The organism is Paucibacter sp. TC2R-5, assembly GCF_025717605.1.
In the GTDB taxonomy this organism is placed as follows: Bacteria; Pseudomonadota; Gammaproteobacteria; order Burkholderiales; family Burkholderiaceae_C; genus Paucibacter_A; species Paucibacter_A albus.
Genome location: NZ_JAJIRQ010000003.1, coordinates 342829 through 367080 on the forward strand (window position 1 = coordinate 342829; position 24252 = coordinate 367080).

The following is a 24252-nucleotide window of genomic DNA, read 5'->3' on the forward strand; positions in this document are numbered from 1 at the left end:
TTGGCCTTCGCCACTGCCGGGCGCTCTTGCCGACCCAATCAGCGGCTTGCTTGGCCGGTGCTCAGCCTAGTGCTGAAGCCGTTGGCGTCGAGCGGGCGATCCAGCAGATAACCTTGCACCGCATCGCTTCCTACTTGGCGCAGTGCCTCCAGCTCACCCGCTGTTTCCACACCCTCGGCAACGGTTTTCATCTGAAACGCATGGGCCACTTCAACAATGGCCTTGACCAATTGCCTGGCGCTGGGATCTTGCTCCATACGGCGAACAAAGCTCCGATCGATTTTAAGTTTGTCACAGTTGATGCGGTGGAGGTAGCTGAGCGAGCTGTAGCCAGTGCCAAAGTCATCCAGCGACAGGCAATAGCCCAGGCTTTTGAGCCGATTGATGATGGAGTCTTCGGCCTCTATTTCCTCGAAGGCCGCGCGCTCAGTCAGTTCGATTTCCAAGGCTTCGGGCCCAAGCTCCAAGTCGCGCAGACGCTGGATAAAAGTGTCTTTCGATTGCTCACGCAAGAACTGCAAGGAGCTCAGATTGATGGCGATGGGCGGCACCTTGAGGCCACGACTAAGCCATTCAAGGCGATTCTTGTGAACCAGGCCGAGTACTTGCAGGCCGATTTCTTCGATCAAGCCTGCGCTTTCTGCGATCGGGATGAATCGCTCCGGCGAGATCATGCCGCGTGTGGGGTGGTGCCAGCGAAGCAAGGCTTCGGCGCCGCACAAAGACTGGTCGTGTATCGAATAGATAGGCTGGTAATGCAGGTGAAACTCTGCCTTGGCCAAGGCCTGCCGCAAAGCCTCGGCAAGTTCGGCGCGTTCGCGCATTTCCCTGTCATGGGCTTGCGCATAGCGCGAGAAACCACCATGCCCAGCCAATCGGGCCGCGCTCAAGGCTGCGCTGGCGGCCCGGATCGCACTGTCTTCATCTGCGCCATCGACCGGCAGCAACGCCATGCCAATACAGGCCGTAGGCCTCAAGGCAATGTTGCCAATGAAGATGGGCTCTCTCAGTACCGCCTGGATTTTTCTGCTGAAGTTGGCGAAGCCTGGTTCATCACCCTGCGTCAGGGACAAGGCAAATTCGTCGGCACTGAGTCGAGCCAAGCAGTCTGCTGAGCCCAGCAAGTGCTGCAGGCGCTGTGCGATCACGCGCAAGATGACGTCGCCTTGTTGCGCGCCGTAGGCAGCGTTGATGACGCCAAAGTCATCCAGGTCAATCAGATACAGAGCGGACATGCCCTCAGCCCTGCGCTGAAGCTCGCGCAAATGTGCCCGCAGCTCCTCGCGATTGGCGCAGCCGGTCAATGGGTCATGCCGGGACATCCAGGCCAGACTTTGTTGGGCCTGTCGGGCCGTCTTGGCCGCTCGCTTGGCCGAGAACCAGGATGCCAACCAGGCGCCAAAAATGGCCAAGCACCCGACGCCGAGAAAGACTGCGGTCCAGATGAGCAACTTTTGTGAAGAGCCGGTCAAGATCAAATTCCCAACGGGCTTGCCAAAGGCCAGCACTGGGCGCGAGACTTTCAGCAGCACCAGGCTATGACTCCAATGAGTCGACCCCCCGGCGTAAACGGCCAGTAGCCGCCCATCCAGGCTTTCAAGTCGAGCTTGTCGCAGATTGCTGGAGGTAGCCAATGCGGTCAGCAATTCATGCGCTTCGGTGTCGTTCTCGATCACGATGGCATAGCTGGTGTTCTGCGCGATCAATTCTGCCGACGAGCCCAAGTCCGCCAGTATGCTGGCTCTGAGCCCGTGATATTGCACCAAGCCCAGCAGCATCAGCATGCCAAAGAGGGCCAGCACCAGCCCTGCAAGCTCTCTGCTTGGCGCGGAATGCAAGTTTGAACTGAGTCCGTTTCGGTTCGTAGTGGTGTGGGTCATGAATAGCATTTGCTCGAGCAGGGGTGCAGAAGAGCGCCCAGGGGCAATCTCCGGGGTGTGGCGAAACTCAAGGGAAGACTTGCTTCAGAGAGGCGTCCAAGTCTTGCCGCCGGATATAGGCAATTGCTTGTGCGTCCTCTCTCAAGCGAGCTTTCAGGCTATCAAGCGAGGCGCATTTCAGCGGCGGTTTGGCCTTGCCGGTGAACACCATGGCTGCCCAATGTGAGCGCAGTTTGTGTTCGGACATGCCGGTCATCTCGTCGTGAAAGCTCAGGCGAAGTTCGTCCTCGCCCTTCAGCTCAATCGGCCTGATGTCGCCGCTGCCTGGTAGGCTTTCCACGCGCCCCAGAAAGACGTTGCTGATGTCATGCGAACTCAGTTTGGTACGGGTGCTTTGCTGCCCGACCACGACCACAAAACTTGTGGGCTGAGCCTGGACCGTGCAGCTCATCCAAACACAGACAACAGAGACAAGCAGGTGAAGGCGTTTCATGGTCAGTACGCGAAGTCCATGCTGAGGTTGTAGACATGGATGGCCGGGCTGCTGCTCAGATTGCGGCCCACAAGGCCGACACGGTTCAAGGAGCTCACGCCATTGCCCTGGCCCAGTGGCCTCATGCGGTCGATCTGTGCCTTGAACGCAAGTCCGGGCATCGCGTCCCAGCGTAGACCCAGGCTTTGGCTGTCTTGTTCGGGCCCTTCGGAGCCGGCCGGTCGGTAGACCTTCAAATTGGGCTTGACCAGGGTTTCATACTCAGGCTTGACTGCGGCCTCGAAGGTTTTGCTCCCCGCCCGGTGCCAAGACCAAGTGATGTAGGGCGTCAGTTGCTCAAAGCTTCGGGCCAGGGTGATGTAAGCGGCGCGGCTGTTGGCAACGCGCGAATGATGGTGCAGCCAGATGGCCTCGCTGCTTAAACGCCAAGGGCCTCGTTCATAGCTCACGCCGGCGCTGCTAAAACGAAAGAGGGCCTGATTGACGTCGTATCCTTGTTCCAGTTCCGCAAAACCGGTGTACAGGCCGCGGCAGAGCAGGGGCGTGCGCGCGCTATTGGCCTTGGACATGCAGGCCAGCTGGCTATCGCCAAATATGCTGAGGCCCCGTTCGGGCAGGCCTTGGGTGGTGATAAAAGTCTGGCGCGCACGCATATGCGCCAGACGCAAGCCCAGCCCGTCTCTTTGCAGGCTGAGATTCAGGCCCAACATCTTGTCATACTCAACCGCTTGATTGGTGAGCCCGACCGCGCCTTTGCGCGGGAACTGCTGTCGGCTGCTACCGCCCCAGATTTGTGTCAAAAAAGCATTACCGGCCCAAGCCTGGCGCCAGATCAGATCAGCGCCGTCGACCCCGTTCAGCGCCAAGGTGTATACGTCCACGGGCGGCCGGACCCATAAGTTGGCATAGCCCACCAGGCGGGTGTCCGAGGCCGCAAACAAGGGCGCGACAAAGCGCCCGGCGCGCAGGTTGAGTCCGGCACTGGGCTGGTAGCTGAGGTAGGCCCAGTCAATATCGGGCCGATAGTTGTTCTGGTCATCCCGCCTGGCGGTCAGTTGCAGGGTAGCCGTGGCGCTGGGCAGGAAGTTGTAACGGGCCTGCACGGCCAGCATGGAGTCAAGACCGCTGGTCCAAGCGCTTTTAGCACCGGAGGGCTGGTTGCCGAAGGGCAGAAAAGTAGCCCCCCCGCTGTCGACCCGGACCATGGACAGGGTCCCAAAGGTCGCCAAGGAGAAGGCGGCATTACTGTCCTCGACGTCGGCAAGCGCAGCGCCGCCCAATAAGCAGGCCGAGGCCACCAGCAAGGGCTTTCTCAGTCCGTTCAAGGTAGTGATGATTGCCAAGAGGCTCATGGTGTCGGAATATCGGCCAAAGATGTTGGGCGGCACCGTTCAGGCGCCGCCTCGGGTTACGCCCTTACAGAGCCAGCAATACCTTGACGCTGGCGTCAACGGCCGATTTCTCGATGTAGCCAACGGCCGAAGGGTTGGCCGCCACGGCCTTCTTCACCGCGGCGGCACTGTCCATCGCGCGGGGCGGCTGGCCCTTGCCGGTGAAGATCATGCGGGCCCAATAGGCCTTCAGCGCACTGGCGTCTTTCTTGGTGACGTCTTGATAGAAGCTGTCCCGGGTGGTGCTGCCTTCGGGCAGATCCAAGACAGCGACGGAGCCAACACCCGGCAGGTCGGTACTCTTGCCGAGATAGAGGTTGCCTACAGCATCAGCATCTAGTTTATTGATGCTGCTCTTGGCATTGGCGACAAGCACCCAGTCTGCAGCCAAAGAGATCGATGGCAAGCATGACAGCAGGGCGAGCGTCAGGGCGGCAGTAGTTTTGTTAAAGCTGAACATGTTGATGGCGCTCCTCAGAAGACGAAGTCAAGCGCCACGGTCGCCAACTTGACGGAGCCGACGGAAGTAGACATAGGTGTGGCGAGCACGCCGTTCACCCGGCTCATGGTTTGCGCATCGGTGGCACCGAAGCTGTTGGTGTTTGGCGTGTAGCGGTCAAGCTGGAACTTCAAGGCGACCGAAGCCGCGACGTCGACGCGCAAGCCCAGGGACAAGGTGTTGTTGTCCGTATTCGAGGTTTGCACATAGGGCGCGCCATTGGTGAACTTGCCTGCAATCGCGGCGCTAGGCGTCAAGGTGAGCCGGCGGGTATCCGTCTTGCTGCCCGAGTAAGTCACATAAGGCAGCAGCTTGCCGATGCGGTAGCCAGCAGTCACGTAGTAGGCGTCGGAATCCGAAAGCGCGGAGTCAGACTTGCGCATCATGTACTCGGCTTGCACAACGACTTTGCCGTTGTCGTAGGCCAGGCCCAGGTCGGTGATGTTGAAAGGCTTGTGGTCGCGGCGCACGGCGCTGAAAACATCATCAAAGCTCGCGAACAGGGCGCTGCAGCCTGCGTTGGCTTGTAGGCCAGCATTGCAAGTGGCGCCGGCCGGGTTGAGTCGGAAGCCACGGCCGGTGCTGGGCTCGCTGACTGCAAACAGCGTGGAAGGGGCTACTTGGCCGTCGGCCTGATAGTTGGTGTGCCGCGCGTCCATGTGGCTGGCGCGGAAGGTCCAGCTGCCCAGTTCAGCGGTCAGGTTCAGCCCGCCCATGCGGTTGAACTTGATGCCCGAGCCGCCTGCAAACTTCAGGTCATAAGTGCCGAAGTAGGCTTGCGCGCTGTATGAAAACGGGCCCAGTTCACCGCGGTAGATGGCATCAAGGCCGTCGACATTGTTGATGGTCGCTGAGTTGTATACATCGGTGGGTGGGCGCACCCAGATATTGGCGTAGCCCACATTGCGATAGTCCGAACCCATCAGCACCGGAGCGACAAAGCGGCCGGCACGAACCGTCAAGGTACTCATCGGCTTATAGGCCAGGTAAGCCCAGTCGATCGAAGGCTTAAAGCTGTTTTCTTCATTGCGGCGCGACAGCAGTTGCACGACGGCCTGCAATTTTTCGGTAGGGCGGTAGCTGAGTTGAACACCGAGCTTGCTGTCGTTGTCGAATTCATGGCTGTTCGCCGTGCCGCTGGGCAAGCGGTTGTCGGAGCGGAACTGAATGTTGGCGTTGTCGGTTTGGACGGCAGACAAGGTGCCAAAGCCTGACAGCACAAGCGTTTTGCTTTCGTTGGAAATCTCGGCATGGACGGTGGCCGAGCAGGCAATGGCGGCAGCCAAAGCTGTCAGATTACGACGGTGAAAAAACTTCATTGAATGGACTTTCTAGGCGGGAGGAAATTTGCATGCGCCGACTTGCCCACCATGCAAATAGGCGACGACACGCTCTGCCCGACTTCTGGTGAAGGGCAGCGCAGCTGTTGGATTGGGTTTGCCAGAGATCGCAGAGCTGCGGTCTGGCGGTGAGGGCTAGGAGGGCTCGTTGCCCGTCTGGAATCGTTGGGTCAGTGCCGCCAGCCTTTGCGTTTGTTGCTCCAGGCTTGCGGCTGCTGCGGCTGCTTGCTCAACCAGGGCACTGTTTTGCCGGGTGCTGTCATCAATGCCTGAAATGGCGGTTCCAGCCTCAGTGATGCGCTCGGCTTGTTCGTTACTGGCCTGGGCAATCTCGGTGATCAAGGTGGCCACTGAACTGACCGATTGCACAGCGCTTTGCATCGTGCTGCCGGCCAAATTCACTTTGGCTGTGCCGTGTGAGACATGTTGCGCCGAGGCATCAATCAAACCAGCAATTTCTTTGGCAGCCTCGGCGGCCCGGTGAGCCAGGCGGCGCACTTCTCCGGCGACCACTGCGAAGCCCCGGCCATGCTCGCCGGCGCGCGCCGCTTCGATCGACGCGTTCAGCGCGAGGATATTGGTCTGGAATGCGATGCCGTCGATGACGCCGGTTATCTCGGAAATCTTTTTGGATGATTCGGTGATCTGCTGCATCGAAACGATGGCTTCCCGAACCGCCTCACCGCCACGCTCCGCTTCCTCGCAGGCATTTGCAGCATTCCGGGTGGCTTGTCTGGCGTTGGCCGCGTTGTGCCGCACCGAGTCGGTCAGTAGTTGCATGGTCTGGGTGGTCACTTCGACCGCACTTGCTTGAGCTTCGGTTCGTTTGGAGAGGTCCAGATTACCGGCGGCAATCTCGCGCGCCGCGTAGGCAATTTCGCCGGCGCCGTCGCGGACTTGATCGACCATATCGCGAAGGCTATAGGACATGACGCAGATAGCACTCAACAAGTCGTTGCCTGATTCGCCTTTGCCTTCGATGTGGCGGGACAAATCACCCTCGGCTATTTCCTGCATGACATCACGAACCTCGGCAGGTTCCGCACCAAGCTGACCCCAGACGCTGGAGATGATCCGCCAAGAGGCGAACATCAGGGCGGTCAGCACAAATGCTGCGCTGATGAGGGTGACTTTGCTGACCGACTGCACGCCTTGTTGACTACCGATCAGCATCTGGTCAAAGGCTTCCTGTGCCAGTTGGGTTTCTTGCTCCAAAGCCGTTCGCAGGGCCTTGAGGCTCGTCTGCATGCGCGGCACAGCGCTAGCTGCTTCGCCATCGGCCTTACCGAGCAGGATCAAAGCGGTGTTGTTCGCATCGCGGGCATATGCGTTGCTTGCCAGCAAGAGACTCTGAGCCGCATCCGCGCGACCAGTTACCCGGGAGATGCGCTCCAGGTTCTGATTCATGCCTTGCGTCAAGCGGCCCGCGTCTTCGAGCCGCTTCGGTTCGGTCTCGCTGACCGCCGCTTGAAACGCGACCGAAATAGGGTCCAACAATGCCAGCGCCTGAGTTGCGGCAGTCAGATGCGGATAGGCATCTCTGCCCATCTTGTTGATGGTTTCAGACGTCTTGTGGGAGACGGTCAGAATGATGCCGATGCTGATTGCAAAGATGAGGGCCGCTATCGCCGGCAAGGCCCATATCCGTTGTTTGATTCCCATGAGATACCAACTGTGCTGCCGTTGAAATTAACAAGGCTGCAGTGTCGTTTTCGGGGGCGGCGGCGTCATGATCGCTGCTTGACCAAACCATGACCATTCAATCCCGGCAGGCGTAGAAGCCGTTCTGGCTTCAAAACAGCCTTGCATGACTGCATCGTTTGCAGCGATCGACCTACTCCGCAGAATTCCCTGTGTCCAAGGATTCGATCCGAACTGGAACAAGCTAGGCGCTTACGACCGTTGTGGTCCCTCTGCTTTGAGAAATCGCGTCGCGCACGAAACAAAGCCTTGTGGAAGCGGACACCGCTTACCTTAGCAAACCGGTGGAGTTAATCGCGGCTTGTGAACGGTGTAGTTGGATCAGACAATACTTCGCGCCCTGATGGTCATGTGCCTCGGATTTTGCGGATCGGCAGCTTCGGAAGGTAAAGCTGACTTTTGACCAAGGCAATGTTCAATGGCGGGTGTCGGAGGCAGCAGTCATTGGCTTGCCAAATTCGAACGACTGCAGCCAGCTTTCCAGCGTCGAGAGATCTCGCACGATGGGCGACAGCAATTGGGACCAAGCTGACTTCCAAATTCAGCGGGCAATCAGATCGACTGGGCACCCTGGTTTGGAGTTCTACTCCAACTCTGGGGCGCCTCAGCGCAACTGCTCCCCCCGCCCCCTCTGGCTTCTCAATGGCCATCATGCTTTCCGTCAGCGCCACAAGAAAGAGGTAGATCAGCCGGCCACTGTGATGTCCGTGGAAGGGCCCCAAGGCGTACATCAAGAACACCGTCGCCCTGCCCTTTAATGCGCTGTTCAGCCGTCTGGCCTATTGAAGTTGGTGTGGCAGTTTTTCAAGGTTTGACGGCCGCCGCCAACCACTCCACCGTCAGGCGACCCAACTCCGGGTTGTAGCGTTCTTGCAGCGCTGGCAGCATCTTGCCCGGCTCGGCCAAGGCCGCCGCCTCTTGATAAGAGCCAACCTTGATGAACGCATGCTCGGTGCCAGGAACCAGGAGATAGCTACCCTGCCCCGGATGACTCTCGTTGACCACTGCGGCGATGCTTTTGGCGTCGCGGTCATGAAGGGCTTGCAGATCGAACTCGCCATACATGGCCAAGACCTTGCCGCTGACCTGGCTCCAGGCCGCCGCCATAGGGCGCTGGTTCATCTGCTGCCAGAACTTGTAGTTACGACCATACATATAGTCGCCATCGCTGATGTCGTTGCCACCTGCTTCAAGCAGTTGTCGCCAGCCCAGGTTCTGCGCCTTCAACTGCTGCGGGCTCTGCCCCTGCTCCAACCAACCGTAGTAAACCGGCAGCATTGCCCGCAGCTTGGCCTCGGCTTCGACATGGCTGCTGCCTGTATAGGTTGACTGAATGCGGGCATGGTCGATGAAGTACTCCAACCAAGAGCGCATCACCACGCCGTAGACCATGATGCCCTTGGGCTGATGCACTTGCGCCAACAGCGGCGCCGTCACGCTGCCCATCGAATGGCCGAAGAAGAATATCTGCGCGGGGTCGACAAAGTCTTGCTTCAATAGCTGGCGATAGACCTGCTGATGCAGCGCCAACTCCTCCTCGTAGTCGATGTCGCGGCAGTCCTTGCTGGCGCGGCTGTCGCCGATATTCGGGCGCTCGACGCGAAACACCGCATAGCCAGCCCGCGTCCAGTCATCGATCAAGCGCTTGCCGGCATGCGTCGAATTGGGCGGGTACTCCTGCGAGTCGCAGCTATAGCCCTGCAGCCAAAAGATGGTCGGCAGCTTGCCCGACTTGTTGGCGCCGGACTTGGGGATGTGGCTGATGGTGCGCAGCGTTCCGAGCGACACCGGCGCCGCGCCGTAGCGGACCTGCGCATATTCCGAGGTTTCCAGCGGCCGGCCCTGGGCCAGCCCTTGCCGCATCTGGCGCTCGCCGCTGGCAGACAGCGTTAGCGCCTCCAGCGGCGAGCCTTCTCTCAAGTTGCGGGTGAAGGCGGCCAGATCCTCGAAACGAGCAAACTTGTGCCCGTTCAGCGATAGCAGCAAGTCCCCCACCTTGAACCCCATTTGATCGGCGCTGGAGCCGGCAAGCACCAAGGTGATCAGCAAGCCATCACCGACGTTCACACCCAGGGTTTTGGCCGTTAGATCGTCCAAGGCCTTGGCGCCGACGCCCAGCACGCCCTTGCGGGACAGCTCTCCTGCAGCGCCGGTTTGCTCAAGCTCGGCGCTGCGCGCAGGCATGGCTGCGGCCAAGCAAGTCGCCACCAACACGGCGGTCAAACTCGCGATTGCGGTTTTTCTTTTCATCATCGCTCGCAAGAACCTTCTACCAAATCCGAATCCGCTCGGCCTCGGGCTTGAACATCTTGTCGCCCGGCTTGGTTGCGAAGGCTTCGTGGAAGCCGTCGTGGTTGACCGGCGTGCCATTGGCGCGGAACTCGGCCGGGGAATGCGGGTCGGACAGCAACTGCTGCAGCGTTTGCTCATCCCGCGTCTTGCCGCGCCAGACCTGGGCGAAGCCATAGAAGAAACGTTGTTCGCCACTGCGCCCGTCTATCACTGCAGCCGGCTGGCCCTGCAGCGAATGCTTGTAGGCCTTGTAAGCAATCTGCAGGCCGGACAAATCGGCGATGTTTTCACCCAAGGTGAGCTTGCCATTGACCTGCTTGCCCGGGATCGGTGAGTAGCCGTCGAACTGGTCCGCTAGCTTGGCGGCGATCGCCTCAAAGGCCTTGCGGTCTGCCTCGCCCCACCAGTTGCGCAGCGCGCCGTCGCCGTCAAACTGGCTGCCGCTGTCATCAAAGCCGTGACTGATCTCGTGCCCGATCACCGCGCCGATGGCGCCGTAATTGACCGCATCATCGGCATTGATGTCGAAGAACGGCGGCTGCAGAATCGCCGCCGGGAAAGTGATCGCATTGAAGCTTGGGCTGTAGGACGCATTGACCGTCTGCGGCGTCATACCCCACTCATTGCGGTCCACCGACTTACCGGCCTTGGCGACTTGGCGCTGCCAGCGGAACGCCGCCGCACGCTCGGCATTGCCAAGCGCATCGCCGGCAATCACCTTCAAACCGCTGTAATCGCGCCACTGTTCGGGGTAGCCGATCTTGGTGATGAACTTGGCGAGCTTTTGTTGCGCGCTGGCCTTGGTGGCCGGGCTCATCCAGGCCAGGCCGTCGATGGACTCGCGGTAAGCCTGCATGAGATTGGCCACCAAGGCCTGCATGCGCGCCTTGTGCTCGGGCGAAAAATGCCGCGCCACATAGAGCTGGCCCACACCCTCGCCCAAAGCCCCGTTCAGCTCGGCAATGCTGCGCTGCCAGCGCGGCATCTCGGCCGAAGTGCCGCTCAAGGCCTGGTCCCTGAAGGCAAATCGGGCCTCGCGGAACTCCTTGGGCAGCACGGCGGCGGCGGCGTCCAGGCTGCGCAGCTTGAAGTACAGCTTCCAGTCGGCCAAGGGCAGCTCGGTATAGAGCTTGGCTGTTGCCGTGGCCGTGCTGGGCTGGGCGACGGACAGGCGCGTCTGACCGCCCAAACCGGCCGCCTGCATGAAGCCTGCCCAATCAAAGCCGGGCGCCAAGGCCTGCAGCTCGGCCACGCTCATCGGGTTGTAGCGCTTGGCTGGGTTGCGGTTTTGTACGCGGTCCCAGTGCGCTTGCGCCAAGGCCTGCTCGAGGCCCAAAACACGCTGTGCCGCAGCCTGGGGCTCGGCCTCGCCAGCGAGCCGGGCCAGCGTCGTCAGGTATTGCGCATAGGCCGCAAACGCCTTGCTTAGACGGGCATCGTTCTTTTCATTGAGGTAGTAGTCGCGATCGGGCAGCCCCAGCCCGCCTTGGAACGCCGACACCCGGTTGATGGTGGGCTCTTTGTAATCGGCCGACACGTTCAAGTTGATCGGCAAAGACAGCTGACCTTGCACCGCGCCCTGCCACTGGGCCAGCTCGTTCAGGTCCTTGACCGCATCCAGGCGCGCCAGCTGCGGCGCGATCGCCTTGAGGCCAAGGCGGTCGATCGCGTCCGTGTCGAGATAGCTCGCGTAAGTGTCGGCAATCTTTTGCTCCAGGCTGCCTATCACCGGCTTGCGCGCCAGAGGCTTGGCCACCAGTTCTTCGACGATGACGCGCACGCGCTCGTCCGACAAATCCCGCAACTGGATAAAGCTGCCGACGCGCGCCTTGTCGGCGGGCAGCTCGTAGGTCGCCAGCCAGTGACCATTGACGGCGCGAAACAAATCATCTTGCGGGCGCACGCTGGCATCAAAGGCACTGGCATCCAGTCCGGCGCTCAAAGGCGCCGACGTGCCCGCGTAGGCCGTCGACGTCAACAAAGCAGCCTGCATCAGCAGACAGGGCAAGAGTCGAAGTTTGGCTAAGGATTTCATAGGGCGCATGAATAAAGAAAGCTCAAGGCTAACGCCCAGCTGCGCTTGAGCCGAAAGTTTTCATCATGGGACATTCCCGAACTCGCACGGCAAGGCGAAGCTAGGCCTTGCCGGCGCCGGGCCTACAAGCTCGGATAGTCGGTATAGCCCTTGGGGCCGGGGGTGTAAAACGTGCTGGAGTCGGGCGCATTCAGGCTCGCACCCGCCTTGAGCCGGGCAGGCAAATCGGGGTTGGCCAGGAAGGCGGTGCCGAAGGCCACGGCGTCGAGCTTGCCGGCGCTGATCGCCTGCTCGGCTTCGGCGCCGCTGTATCCCATATTGCCGATCAGTACGCCCTTGTAATACGCCCGCGCCGGCGTCATCACATCACCTGTTTGCGCTTGGAAGAAGTCGGCCCGCATCAGGTGCAGATAGGCCAAGTTAAAGGCGCTCAGGCGTTCGGCCAAGAAGGCGATCAGGGCCAGCGGGTCGCTGTCCTTCATATCGTTGTAGCTGTTGAGCGGCGACAGGCGCAGACCCACACGCTCCGAGCCAATGGCCGCACAGACGGCAGTCAGCACTTCAAACAGAAAGCGCGCGCGGTTTTCCATGCTGCCGCCATACGCGTCACTGCGCTGATTGGCACTGTCACGCAGAAACTGGTCGATCAGATAACCGTTGGCGCCATGTACCTCAACGCCGTCGAAGCCGGCCGCAAGCGCATTCTTGGCAGCATCGGCGAAGGCTTGCACCAAAGCCGGAATTTCATCGCTTCGCAACTCGCGCGGGGCGACTTGGGCGACCTTGCCTTCGGCCGTATGCACCTCGCCACTGAGGGCCACACTGCTCGAAGAGACCGTAGGCGCTCCATGGTTGTGAGCCGGGTGAGCGGCTCGGCCGGCATGCCAGATTTGCAGCACGATGCGGCCACCCTTGGCATGAACTGCGGCGGTGACTTTCTTCCAAGCCTCGATCTGCTCGGTGTTGTAGATGCCCGGCTCGCTGGCGAAGGCCGAGGTGCCGGCGGCAATCATGGTGCATTCGGTCACGATCAGTCCGGCACTGGCGCGCTGCGCGTAATACTCGGCCATCAAATCGTTCGGCAGGTGCCCCTGACTGGCACGCGCGCGGGTCAGCGGTGCCATCAGGATGCGATTGGGAAGGCTCAGCGCGCCGGCTTGCAAGGGGGAGAACAGCATGGTGTTGGACGAAGAAGTTATGTGCAACCAAGATAACACCAAGCCGGCGCGGGCGCATGGCGGAGGGCTTTGCGCGGCAAGGCCCTGCCCTCCCCCGCCATGCCGCGCTGCTTCACGGGATGCGACATGAAGGACGTAAGGTCTCAAATGGGCGCCAGCCGCACTGCTGGACAGGCCAAGTCCGCCCTATGTGCGCCAGCACACAGACCGAAACATCAGGCCGAGGTTCAATGAGTGCCGAGCAGTTTAAGCAGCAAACAAGGAATTCCATGGATTTTTCCCGCATGACCGTTGGCAAACGCTTGAATGCGGGTTTTGGCCTGATTCTGATCGTGATGGCGATCGTCACGGTGCTGGCGATGTTCAAGGTGCAGGCCATACAAACGGCCTTGCACGCCAATAGCGAAGAACATGGCGCGATACAGCGTTACGCGATCAACTTCCGCGGCTCCGCCCATGACCGTGCCATTGCCACGCGCGACCTCGTGCTGGCCGAAACCCCGGCCGACCGCCAAAAAGAAGTGGCGACGATTGACTCGCTCGCCAAGTTCTACGCCGACTCCGCTGGTCCGCTGGAAAAGCTGATCGGCAGCGCCGGCGATGCCGAGCAATTGGGCCGGCTGTACGGCGCCATCAAGGACATTGAGCGCCAATCGGTGGCCACCACACAGGCCGTCATCCTCTCGCTGGACAAGGGCGACGCGGCCGGCGCGCAGACGCTGGCATGGTCGCAGGCCAAGCCGCAATATGTGCAGTGGTTGGCCGCCATCAACAAGCTGATTGATTTCGAAGAAACCCGTATTCAGGAAAAGAGCAAGCTGGCCTCTGCGCAGGCCAACAGCTTCCGTGCGGTGATGTTGACCGCGCTGGCCTTGGCGCTGGCGGGCGGCATCGGCTTGGCCCTGCTGATCTCACGCAGCATCGTCAGGCAACTCGGCGCGGAACCCACCACCTTGGGCGACGCCGCAAGGCGCGTCTCCGAAGGGGATCTGAGCATGGTGGAAGGCGCAGCGGTAGCGCCGGCGGGCAGTGTGCTGGCTTCTTTGGCGGCCATGCAGGCCAGCTTGGCGCGCGTGGTGGGGCAGGTCCGCAGCGCCTCGGACTCGATCGCCACCGGCTCTGTCCAGATCGCCAGCGGCAATCTGGATCTGTCGCAGCGCACCGAAGAGCAGGCCAACAATGTGCAGCAGACGGCCGCCTCGATGGAGGAGATGAATGCGGCCGTGAAGGCGAATGCCGAAACCGCTCGTCAGGCCACGCTGCTCGCCAGCTCGGCCAGCGCCGCTGCCGAACGAGGCGGGCTGGTGGTTGGCCGTGTGGTCGCGACCATGGACGACATCACCACCAGCTCTAAAAAGATCGGCGACATCATCGGCGTCATCGACGGCATTGCCTTTCAGACCAATATCTTGGCGCTGAACGCGGCGGTAGAGGCCGCGCGCGCCGGCGAGCAAGGCCGGGGCTTCGCGGTCGTGGCGAGCGAGGTGCGCAGCTTGGCACAGCGCAGCGCCGAAGCAGCCAAAGAGATCAAGGCCTTGATTGGCAGCAGCGTGGACAAGGTGGAAGTAGGCTCCAGACTGGTCGGAGAAGCCGGCGCATCCATGGAAGACATCGTGTCGCAGGTGCAGCGCGTGTCGGTGCTGATAGGCGAGATCAGCGCGTCAACGCTGGAGCAGACCAGCGGCATTGGCCAAGTCAGCGCGGCCGTGACGCAGCTCGACCTCTCGACGCAGCAAAACGCCGCGCTGGTCGAACAAAGTGCCGCCGCCGCCGAAAGCCTGAAGCATCAGGCCGCCCACCTTGCCGCCGTGGTCGGCATCTTCAAGCTCGGTCAGTTGGGCAATTAGCTTGCAAAAAAGCTAGGCCGCCAAGGATTTGGCGTAGTCCGATTCGGGCGCAAACACGGCGACTCCGAGTTGGCGCAGGCGCTCGCACAGGGCGGGCATCTGCAAGGGATGCAGTTGCACGCCAATCGAGAACTCGAGCTGCCGGCTCTCGCCCCGCACAAGAACCGTACCATCAGGCTCGGCCAGCACCACGGCGCGTTCCAGTTTTGGGGCGAAGAAGAGCGTGCGCAAGGCCGCGCGCGCCACCGCTTCGCGGCCTGTTTCCTCATCAAGATCCAATCGCAATTGGGTCTCTCCTCGATCAAGCTGTCGCAGCCAGGCTAGAGCCGACTGGTGCTTCTTCTTTGACTCCCTGTAAATCTTCTGATGTCTTATTGTTGTGGGCTGCCTTGTTTGGGCAACAACAGGCTTGTAGAGGATTCATCGGCCGGCAGGCAAGGGGGTCAACCCTGGCGCGCCTAAGTTAACCGGGCAGCGCGTGAAAACTTCATGAATTGAGGCAGCGGCACACCCTGCGCACCCTGCAAGCTCGTCACTGCTGACGGCCCATCTACACTCACTGCTGCCACATCAAGGCGAGAGCTTTGACCTCTTTCATTGAACAAGGACGCACCTCATGCAACGCGAAAAAATAGCCAGCTTCCAGGTCCAAGGCCCGAGTTGCCGTACCAGCAACGCCGCCGAATTCAATCCGCTGACCGGCCGCATTGGCCCGCTTTGGCAAGAATTTGCCGCCAGTGGCTTGGGCACCGACTTGAGCCAGGTCTTTGGCGTCTATTTCGACTACGCAGACCGCCATCTGGGCGAATACTCGGTGATGGCCGGCGTCAAACGGGCCGAAGCGCCAAGCGCAGGTGAGCGAAGCGTCAACATTCCTGCCGGTGAATACCTGGTGTTCGATTGCAAAGGCCCGATGCCGGGCGCCTTGATCGCGGGCTGGGGGCAGGTCTGGGCCCATTTTGCCCAGCCCGACGCACCGGCGCGCGCTTATGGCCATGATTTCGAGCGTTATCTGGGCCTGGACCACGCGCAAATCTGCATTGGCTTGAAGGCCTGAAGCCTAAGCCGGCTGGTGGCAGCAGATGCAAATCTTGTTGCGGTCTAGGTCGCGGAAGTAGGCCCCGTAATAGTCGGGGTGGTAATGCGGGCGCAAGCCAGGAGCCCCCTCGCATTGCCCGCCCTGCGCCATGGCCATGGCGTAGGCGCGGTCCACGCTCGCCCGCGAGGCGGCCAGCAGCGCCACCATCTGACCATTGCCCGGCGCTGCCGGCCCGCCGTCATAGGGCTTGCCGATCAGGAACAAGGGCCTGGGAGCATCCGGCGCCACCCAAGCAGCCCAAGCATTGACCGGGTCGCTGAACTTTTGCAGCAGCCCCAATTCGGCCATCAGCGGCGCGTAAAAAGCCAGGCTGCGTTCAAAGTCAGCCACACCCAGATAGATATGTGAAATCACTTGCGTCCCGTCCTGCACTCGTAGAAAGATGTAGAAGAATCTCAGCTTGAGCCCGCCAACAACTGCATCAAGCGCTGCCTTGCCCGCCCGGCGGGTCGATCCAGACTTTGCACCAGCCAGGGCGTGAAGCGAAAGCGTGAGCCGCCAGCGTAGGCCAACTCCAGCAATTGCCCGGCAGCCAAGGCTTCATCGACGAGGTAGCGCGGCATCCAGCCAAAACCCATGCCCATCAGCAAGGCCTGGCGTTTGGCGACAAAGCCGGACAAATAAAACACCCGCTCGCCGCCAAAGCGGCGGCTATCGCCCGCGCCATCATGGCCGCCCCGCTCGCTGCTGTCTTGTACGCTCAGCTCGACATGGGCCTGCAAATCATCCAGGCTGACCGGGCCGCTGAGCAGCGCCAAAGCATGGGTCGGCGCCACGCACAAGACACACTCGATTTCCTTCAAAGGCTCGGCCTGCATTTGATTGGAAGGCTCGTAAGCCTTGACCAGCATCAGATCGGCCTGCTCTTTCTCGAAGCGGTACTGAACACCGCGCAAGAACTCGATCTTCAGTTGCACCCGCGTCGGCACGCCCTCGTCGGCCAGCGTTTTGAGCGCCTGCAAGGTATCGGCCAGCGGCAGGATGCCGTCCACCACCACCAGGAGCCTCGCCTCCCAGCCGCTGGCCAACTGCTGCGCCAAGGCCTCAAGCTGATAGGCCTGGCGCAGCAAGCGCCGGCCCTCGGCCAGCACCGCCTCACCGGCCGGGGTCAGCTTGACCCGGTAGGCGCTGCGGTCCAGCAGCGTCAAGCTCAGTTGCTCTTCCAACTTTTTCACCTGATAGCTGACGGCCGAAGTGACCTTGTGCAAGCTTTCAGCGGCACGCGCAAAGCTGCCGTGGCTGACGACCGCGTCGAGTGCAGCGAGCGCTTCAAGATCCAATTTCATGTTCGAAATTATTGATCAAGTCTCGCAAATATTTTCGCTTTTCTTGTTGGCTAAAGCCCATAAAAATTGCGCTCAATCCTGCAGCACGCAGGGCTAACGAGCAACCCAGTCGGAGACATCATGAACAACGAGAGCAACCCAGTCGGCCTGACCGGCATTGAATTCACCGAGTTTTGTGGCCCGTCGCTGAAACATCTGGACGGCCTGTTTTGGGCTTTTGGTTTCTCTAAGCTGCGCCGCCATCCGGCCAAGGCCATCAGTTACTACCGCCAGAACGATATTCACTTTTTGCTCAATGGCGAGCGCAATGGCCACTCCGCCCAGTTCGCCCGCCAACATGGGCCGGCCATCAGCGCTATGGGTTGGCGCGTGAAGAACGCGCAGGCTGCGCTGCAGGCCGCCGTGGCGCGCGGCGCCGTCGCCGTACCCGAGGCGATGAAAGATCACGCCTACCCCGCCGTCTGGGGCATTGGCGAAAGCATCATCTATTTTGTCGAGCCCACCGCCAACGGGCAGTCGATTTACGAGCGCGACTTTGTGGCACTGGACGCGCCCTTGATTCAGCCAGACAAGGGCTTTTTGGCCGTCGATCACCTGACCAACAATGTGCCGCCCGGCGAGCAGGACAAATGGGCTAATTTCTACAAAAGCATCTTCGGCTTCACGGAAGTACGCTACTTCGACATCCAAGGCGCCAAGACCGGCCTGACCAGCTTCGCGCTGCGCTCGCCCGACGGCTCGTTCTGCATCCCGATCAACCAGCCCAAGGACGATAAGGACCAGATCGCCGAGTACCTGCGCGAGTACAAGGGCCCGGGCGTGCAGCATCTGGCCTTCAGCACCCATGACATCCTGAGCTCGCTGGACCAGTTGGAAGGCAGCGGTATTGAAACCCTGGAAATTGATGATGACTACTACGCCGAGGTGTTCGAGCGGGTGGCCGGCGTGCGCGAAGATCACAAGCGCCTGCAAGCGCACCAAGTGCTGATCGACGGCGATGAACAGGGTTATCTGCTGCAGATCTTCACCAAAAATATCATCGGCCCGATCTTCATCGAGATCATCCAGCGCTGCAACAACCTGGGCTTTGGCGAGGGCAATTTCGGTGCGCTGTTCCGCTCACTGGAGAAGGACCAGGAACGCCGCGGCGTGATCTGATTGCCGCTTAAATACACATCTAGCTAGCAGGAGAGCAACACCATGTTGGTTCAAGGCATTCACCACGTCGCCTACCGCTGCCGCGACGTGCAAGAAACTATTCGCTTCTACAAAGACGCGCTCGATATGGACCTGATGCTGGCCATCTCCGAGGACCATGTGCCCTCGACCAAAGAGCCCAACCCCTATATGCATATCTTTCTGGATGCGGGCCGGGGCAATGTGCTGGCCTTCTTCGAACTGCCGGACTCACCGGCGCAAGGCCGCGATGAGAACACCCCCGCCTGGGTCCAACATCTCGCCTTCCAGGTCGAAGATGTAGCGACCTTGGAGCGTTGCAAAGCCAAGCTGGTGGCCATGGGGGTTGATGTATTGGGCCCGACCAATCACGAGATTTTCCAGTCCATCTATCTGCACGACCCGAACGGCCACCGCATCGAGCTGGCGGCCAACACGGTCAAGCCCGGTCAGCTGGAGCGCCTGCGCGAGCTGGCTCCCGCCATGATCGAGGAATGGGGCCGCACCCACCGGGCGGTCAAACATGCGGCTTGGCTGCATGAGAAAGAGTTCGCTCAGACCAGCGAATAGACGCGGCGGCGCGGCGCGCCCAAACTCCTCAAGCCAACTCACCGCAGCGGCGCGGCTTGCCCAAGCTGCCCACTGCGATTAAGATGTAAATTGTTTATACGATTTACCAAGAGGAGTACCATGCAAAACAAGCTGTCCGCAGACGTCACTGAAACTGCTCACGAAGCTGTTGATCAGGCCACTAGCGCAGTTCCAGCAGCGTCCGTCGTGGCTGCAACGGCCCCGGCCACCCCAGCCGCTGTCGCCGCCGTGGCCAAGCCCGCCGAAACAAGCCCTGCCCTGCCGGCAGTCAAACGCGCCGCCAAGGCGGCTGCTAAGCCGGCCGCATGGCCAGTTCCGCGCCTTGCCGATGCAGCCAAGCCTGCTGTTAAGCCCGCAGCAAAAGCCGTCGCCAAGACAGCCGCCACGCCCTTCGTGAAGGCAGCCGCAGTCAAAGCAGCAGCGCCAAAGCCTGCAAAAGCACCTGCGAAAACACCTGCAACTGCAGCTGCCACTACAGCCGCCACTACAGCCGCCACTACAGCCGCAAAGTCAGCGCTGAAATCAGCGGTGAAGGCACCCGTCAAAGCCCCAGCGAAGGCTGCCCCTGAAGCACCCGCGAAAGCCGTCGTGGCTGCTGCAGCAGCACCAAAGCTTGCATCAAAGGTCGCCGCCAAGCCAGCGGCCAAGGCCACGGCTGCCGCCAAGCCTGTCGCTGCGAAGCCAGTCGCCAGCAAAGCAGCAGCAGCACCCAAGACTGCTACCAAAGCAGCGGCCAAAACTGAACTCAAAGCCGCCACGGCCAAGCCTGCGGTGCAAATCGAAGCCAAGCCCAAGCTCAAGCTCGTGCGCGACAGCTTCACCATGCCGCGCGCCGATTTCGAACTGATCACACGCCTGAAGGACCGCGCCATCGGCTTCAAGCGCTCGACCAAGAAGAGCGAGCTGCTGCGTGCCGGTCTGCAAGCCTTGATGGCCTTGACCGACAAGCAGTTGGCTGCGATTTTGACGGCGCTGACACCGATCAAGACTGGCCGCCCTAAAAAGAGCGACTGATATAAGCTAAATCGCCGCCGGCCCTAAGACCTGGTGCAGGCTGACCCGCTCGGAAGAGCAGGCAGCGTCGAAATCAGCCTCGATCTGCATCAAGGCCTCAGCATCGCCGGCGGCCACGGTGGCAATGCCCATGGCCTGGTTGCGGCCCCGCGATTTGGCGGTGTAGAGCGCCATATCGGCCCAATTGACCGCCTGCTCCCAATGCAGATCCAGCATGGCCGGGGGCAGCGGGAAATGTGCAAAACCAATCGACACGGTGATGCGCAGCGGCCCATCCTGGGCCTGCACGGGCAAAGCGCCCACCTCCATCAAGATGCGCTTGGCCAAGCGGCGCAGCGTCTCCTGATCGACATCGGGCGCAAACACCAAAAACTCCTCGCCGCCCCAGCGCACCACCAGGTCCTCGGCCCGCACCGCGTGACTGATGCGCCGCGCCACCTCGCAGATCACCTGATCCCCAACACCATGGCCATGGTGATCATTGACATGCTTGAAGTGGTCGATATCGATCATCAGCAGCGCGCCGGTGAACTGGGCCTTGGGCTGCATCGCCATCACCGCCAGCAGATGACGCCGATTGGCCAAATCGGTGAGCGGATCACGCTCACTTTGCGCACGCAACAGCAATTCATTGGCCTGCAAGCGTTGACGGGCGGCACGCACCTTGCGCACCATCATCACCACGAACACCAAGGTCAGCACCAGCAACACCGCCACCGCCGCGCTGGCCTGCTGCGCCAAGCCCCGGTTGGCCAGTTGCTGCTCGACCAAGCTGCTCTCGCGCTGCAGCAAGGCCAAATCAGCTTGTTTGCGATCACTGTCGTATCTGATCTTCAGCTCGCGCAGCGAGGCTTCCCGGTTGCTCGCGGTCAGCTCGGCGCTGAGTTTGCGCTCGGCATGAAACAACGCAATTGCCTCCTTGGCTTGGCCGGCTTGGGCCCAAGCTTCGCCCAACTCGCGCAACTCCTCGGCGCGCTGCCCCTGGTCGGCCGATGCCCCGCGCAAGTCCTGGCCGCGCTGTAACTCCTGGCGGGCTTGGTCGAATTGCCCGAGTTGAATCAAGGCCACCGCAATGTTCTGCCTCAAGGTGCGCTCTAGGCGCAAGTCCTTGAAACTCAGCACCACAGGCAAGGCTTGATTGGCTGCCGCCAGCGCCAGCGCCGGCTGCTTCATGCGCAAATAAGCGTCGGCCATATTGGCCTGTAAATGAGCAGCCAGGCGCGGCGCATCGGCAAGCTTTGCAAGCCGCAGCCCCTCCTCCAACGCCTTGAGTTGCGTGGCTGCTTCGCCGCGCATCCCGGTCACCGAGCCGACATAGTTTTTCAAATTGGCCTGGCTGAGTTCGTCGGTTCGGGCCGCCTTGAGCGCCTGTGCGAGGTAACTGTCGGCCTGCTCGGACTGCCCTTGCGCCTGCACCAGCAGGGCGAGCTGACCGAGGCTTTGCACCACCAGTGCCGGGTCACGGCCGAACTCGGCCAAGGCCAAGGCGTACCGGGCCGAAGAAAGAGCCTGCGGCAGGGCGCCCTCTTTGTACTGCGTGCGGGCCAGCACACGCAAAGCACTCCAGGCATTTCGGTAATCGCAGTTTGGGGCCGGCATCGCTTTGAGCAGATCTTCACGCGGGCAGTCTTGCGCTGCCGCTTCTAGCGTTTGGCTCGCAAAGCTAGCGGCCAGCTCAGACTGACCCTGGCGGTCGGCAATCTCGGCGCGCAGCACCAACACTATTTGAGCCGCTTCGGGCTCGACGGCCAGGGCGTCGGCAATTCGCTGCGCGGCGTCGATATCGCTGGCAAACACCTGCAGCCGCCCTTCGGTCAAACGCAAGGCCCGCTGGGCCTCAGCATCCGCGTTGGTGGGTGCGGCCGAGAGCTTTTGCAGCTCTTGCAGGGCTTGCTGCGGATGATCGAAACCTCTGCGCAAAAGCTGACTCAGCTGCTGGGCCAGTGCTGCATCCTGCGGCTGCGCCAAGCCAGGCAGCTTGCTGCCTTGAGCGTGCACCACATTGCCGGTCGAACTCAGCACCAGCAAGATGCTGCTCAACACCCAAGACAGTCGCAGCGTCATGCCTCTTCCTCCTCACGCACAAGCGCGCTGGCGCCAAGCAGGGCCAACAGTTCAACAGTACCTTCGTGCCAGGCAGCCTCGATCCGGGCCGACAGCTCGGCCACGCCCGCTGCGTCGCTGGCCTGCATCACCTTGATGCCGTAAGCGCGGTTGCGGCCATGTGCTTTGGCCATATACATCACGGTGTCGACCAAATCGATGGCCCTCTCCCAGCTCAGTGCCACATCATGCGGCGCGAGCGGGAAGCTGGCAAAACCCAGCGAAGCCGTCACCGCAATGTCACCGCCCGCGCAGGGCACCGGCGGCTGGGCAATATTGTCCAGCAAGCGCTGCGCCAGCAGCCGCGCCGCGTCTGCATCACGGCCATCGACGACGATCAAAAACTCCTCGCCGCCCCAGCGCACCACCATGTCTTCGTCGCGCAAGATCAGGCGCAGCCGCCGGGCCACTTCCACCAAGACGGCGTCGCCGGCAGCATGGCCGCGGCTGTCATTGACACGTTTGAAATGGTCGATGTCAATCAAGAACACCGTGCCGCTGAAGCGCCCCTTATCGGCCAAGCGCTTGATGGCCGCCTGGAAATGTCGCCGGTTGGCCAGCCCCGTCAGCGGGTCACGCTCGCCCTGGCGTTTCAAGGACTCATTGCTAAGCGCCAGCGCTTGGTTGGTCTTGCCTATGCGTTGATAGGCCAGCCACATCAGCAGCCCGGACAAGAGCACGCAGCCACCCAGGGCTGCCCACAGTCGCAGCCGCAAGTCCCCTGCACGCACCTGCTCGGCCTTGAGTTGGTTGCCTTGGTTGAGCGCTTCGATCTCCTTGGCCTGGCGCTCATTGTCAAAGCGGGCCTGCGCCTCCAGCACCGCCCGGCGGCTGTCTTCACGCAAGACTTGATCATTGAGCTTGCGGTAATGGTGATAGGCCTGAACGGCGCCGAGCTGGTCGCCAAAACGCTCGAGCTGTTTGGCCAACTCCAGCCAACCATCGGACGCCTGGGCGAATTGACCCTGCGCTTCGTCCACGCTTATGGCCGCGATGACCTCGCGCTTGCCCTCCGCGATCTGCCGCAGGCCGATCTTGGCCATGCCGATGTTCTGGCGGGCCAGGGTCTCGCTATTGAGATCGTGCGTCGCCAAGGCCAATACCAAGGCCTCCTCCGACAACTGCCGCGCCCGCAGAAAATCGCTCTTGCGCAGCTGCGAGTCGGCTGCATTGCCCAGCGCCAGCGCCAAGGTGACGGGATTGCCGGTCTGGCGCGCATAGTCCAGCGCCAACTGCATCGCCTGGCCTGCGGTACTCGAGTCGCCCAGCTCCGAATACACCATGCCGCGCACGTTGTAGACCCGGGACAGCAACATCGGGTCGGGGTCGAGCAAGGCCAGTTGCTGCGCCTCAGCGATCAGTTGCTTGGCACGCTCCAGTTGCTGAGCGCGCATATAGCTGAAGGACAGGCTCACCAGTGCATTCGCGCGGCGCCACACCGCCCCACTCTGCTCGGCCAGCCGCAAAGCCATCACGCTGGTATTGATGCCCGCATCGACCTCCCCCGCATCGGACAGCAAAGAGGCCAGCATACCCAGGCTGCGCAGCCGCAGCGTCAAGCTTGCTTCGTTGTCTGCAACGCTGTCCACCATCTCCAAGCTCTTGATGGCCAGCGCCGGCTGACCTTGGCGCAAGAGCAGCTTGGCCCGCAAATGGGCCGCTGCCAATCGTGCGGCCCCACGCTGGGCAGGGTTGGGCCAGGCCTCCAGCTCCTTGATCAAGCGCTCCAGCAAGGGCTTTTTATCGGCTTGATCTGCATTCAAGCTGCCTCGCAGCGCAAGCACTTCGACATGCTCGGCACTGCCCGGCGCCACCTGCGCCAACAAAGCCAGCAAGGCCAAATCATTTTCCGGCGCGCGGCTGCTGCCTCTGCGCTCGATGCGCTCCAGCGCCGCTTGTAACTCCGTCTTGGCGATCAGCGAATCGGGTGCAGAAGCACTCGTATGCAGGCCCGGCTTGGCGCTGGCGCCGCTCGGACTGTCATTCGCCTGTGCGCTTGAAAAAGCGATGAGGCAGAGCAGCAGGACAAGCCCAGCCGCCTTGACCTTGGGCCGCAGCTTCGGCGGCTGATGCGACTTTCTCGTTGCTTGGGGCAAAGGCGCGATCATGTGCTGTCTTGATGGCTGAAGCAATCGACACCGGGGTCAAACACAGTGGCGGGTTCCTTGATGCGCGAGTTCCCTGCGAGCTTGGCAGCTGAATTGCATTTTCACCCAGCACATAGTGATCACGAAGGCTCAGTATCGCCGGATATTTGAGTCCCGCGCAGCTTTGATCATCACAGTTTCACAAACGCCGGATAATCCACGCCACAGCGCTTGCGCTCA

19 protein-coding genes are annotated in these 24252 nt (G+C 61.2%); 5 read left to right on the forward strand and 14 right to left on the reverse strand.

Annotation, left to right across the window (positions count from 1 at the left end; genetic code table 11):
- Positions 1–38: 38 nt before the first annotated feature.
- From LNV08_RS08520 to LNV08_RS08560, 9 genes are all read right to left on the reverse strand, one after another.
- Positions 39–1802 carry a putative bifunctional diguanylate cyclase/phosphodiesterase gene (locus tag LNV08_RS08520; RefSeq protein ID WP_263533264.1) on the reverse strand — a complete coding sequence of 588 codons (1764 nt, stop codon included), beginning with the start codon at positions 1800–1802 and terminating at the stop codon, positions 39–41.
- A gap of 145 nt (positions 1803–1947) precedes the next feature.
- Positions 1948–2373, reverse strand: a complete 426-nt coding sequence (locus LNV08_RS08525) for a hypothetical protein (protein WP_263533265.1) — start codon at positions 2371–2373, stop codon at positions 1948–1950.
- Between the two features lie 2 nt (positions 2374–2375).
- Complete coding sequence (locus tag LNV08_RS08530; RefSeq protein WP_263533266.1) at positions 2376–3725, reverse strand: hypothetical protein; 1350 nt, start codon at positions 3723–3725, stop codon at positions 2376–2378.
- 64 nt (positions 3726–3789) lie between these two features.
- Positions 3790–4224, reverse strand: coding sequence for a phosphate ABC transporter substrate-binding protein (locus tag LNV08_RS08535; protein ID WP_263533267.1), 435 nt, complete (start codon positions 4222–4224; stop codon positions 3790–3792).
- A gap of 14 nt (positions 4225–4238) precedes the next feature.
- Positions 4239–5582, reverse strand: coding sequence for a hypothetical protein (locus LNV08_RS08540; RefSeq protein WP_263533268.1), 1344 nt, complete (start codon positions 5580–5582; stop codon positions 4239–4241).
- 156 nt (positions 5583–5738) lie between these two features.
- Positions 5739–7265, reverse strand: coding sequence for a methyl-accepting chemotaxis protein (locus LNV08_RS08545; protein WP_263533269.1), 1527 nt, complete (start codon positions 7263–7265; stop codon positions 5739–5741).
- A gap of 843 nt (positions 7266–8108) precedes the next feature.
- Positions 8109–9557 carry a PDZ domain-containing protein gene (locus LNV08_RS08550; RefSeq protein WP_263533270.1) on the reverse strand — a complete coding sequence of 483 codons (1449 nt, stop codon included), beginning with the start codon at positions 9555–9557 and terminating at the stop codon, positions 8109–8111.
- 16 nt (positions 9558–9573) lie between these two features.
- Positions 9574–11631, reverse strand: coding sequence for a M13 family metallopeptidase (locus LNV08_RS08555; protein WP_263533271.1), 2058 nt, complete (start codon positions 11629–11631; stop codon positions 9574–9576).
- Positions 11632–11753: 122 nt separating this feature from the next.
- Positions 11754–12809 carry an alkene reductase gene (locus tag LNV08_RS08560; protein WP_263533272.1) on the reverse strand — a complete coding sequence of 352 codons (1056 nt, stop codon included), beginning with the start codon at positions 12807–12809 and terminating at the stop codon, positions 11754–11756.
- A 269-nt stretch (positions 12810–13078) separates the two neighbouring features.
- Between LNV08_RS08560 and LNV08_RS08565 the strand changes: the two genes are divergently transcribed.
- A complete protein-coding gene (locus tag LNV08_RS08565; RefSeq protein ID WP_263533273.1) occupies positions 13079–14656 on the forward strand; it encodes a methyl-accepting chemotaxis protein in 1578 nt (525 codons plus the stop codon).
- A 12-nt stretch (positions 14657–14668) separates the two neighbouring features.
- Here LNV08_RS08565 and LNV08_RS08570 read toward each other — a convergent pair whose 3' ends face one another.
- Positions 14669–14941: a hypothetical protein gene (locus LNV08_RS08570; RefSeq protein WP_263533274.1), complete on the reverse strand. Its 273-nt coding sequence runs from the start codon at positions 14939–14941 to the stop codon at positions 14669–14671.
- 331 nt (positions 14942–15272) lie between these two features.
- On the opposite strand from LNV08_RS08570, the gene LNV08_RS08575 reads away from it, so the two are divergent.
- Positions 15273–15713: a GyrI-like domain-containing protein gene (locus LNV08_RS08575; RefSeq protein ID WP_263533275.1), complete on the forward strand. Its 441-nt coding sequence runs from the start codon at positions 15273–15275 to the stop codon at positions 15711–15713.
- Between the two features lie 3 nt (positions 15714–15716).
- Here LNV08_RS08575 and LNV08_RS08580 read toward each other — a convergent pair whose 3' ends face one another.
- Together LNV08_RS08580 and LNV08_RS08585 are read right to left on the reverse strand one after the other, a co-directional pair.
- Positions 15717–16109 carry a VOC family protein gene (locus LNV08_RS08580; RefSeq protein WP_263533276.1) on the reverse strand — a complete coding sequence of 131 codons (393 nt, stop codon included), beginning with the start codon at positions 16107–16109 and terminating at the stop codon, positions 15717–15719.
- 41 nt (positions 16110–16150) lie between these two features.
- The gene (locus LNV08_RS08585; protein ID WP_263533277.1) at positions 16151–17041 is read right to left on the reverse strand and encodes a LysR family transcriptional regulator; all 891 of its coding nucleotides are present in this window, start codon (positions 17039–17041) and stop codon (positions 16151–16153) included.
- Between the two features lie 120 nt (positions 17042–17161).
- On the opposite strand from LNV08_RS08585, the gene hppD reads away from it, so the two are divergent.
- The 3 genes from hppD (at position 17162) to LNV08_RS08600 (ending at position 19822) form a co-directional block, all read left to right on the forward strand.
- Positions 17162–18199, forward strand: a complete 1038-nt coding sequence (gene hppD / locus LNV08_RS08590) for a 4-hydroxyphenylpyruvate dioxygenase (RefSeq protein WP_263533278.1) — start codon at positions 17162–17164, stop codon at positions 18197–18199.
- Positions 18200–18241: 42 nt separating this feature from the next.
- Positions 18242–18787: a VOC family protein gene (locus LNV08_RS08595; RefSeq protein WP_263533279.1), complete on the forward strand. Its 546-nt coding sequence runs from the start codon at positions 18242–18244 to the stop codon at positions 18785–18787.
- 609 nt (positions 18788–19396) lie between these two features.
- Positions 19397–19822 carry a hypothetical protein gene (locus LNV08_RS08600; RefSeq protein WP_263533280.1) on the forward strand — a complete coding sequence of 142 codons (426 nt, stop codon included), beginning with the start codon at positions 19397–19399 and terminating at the stop codon, positions 19820–19822.
- A gap of 6 nt (positions 19823–19828) precedes the next feature.
- Here the strand turns inward: LNV08_RS08600 and LNV08_RS08605 are convergent, their stop codons facing one another.
- Both LNV08_RS08605 and LNV08_RS08610 read right to left on the reverse strand, forming a co-directional pair.
- Positions 19829–21886 carry a diguanylate cyclase domain-containing protein gene (locus tag LNV08_RS08605; protein ID WP_263533281.1) on the reverse strand — a complete coding sequence of 686 codons (2058 nt, stop codon included), beginning with the start codon at positions 21884–21886 and terminating at the stop codon, positions 19829–19831.
- Complete coding sequence (locus tag LNV08_RS08610) at positions 21883–24033, reverse strand: sensor domain-containing diguanylate cyclase (RefSeq protein ID WP_263533282.1); 2151 nt, start codon at positions 24031–24033, stop codon at positions 21883–21885. Before LNV08_RS08610 ends, LNV08_RS08605 begins: the two co-directional genes overlap by 4 nt.
- Positions 24034–24252: the final 219 nt, after the last annotated feature.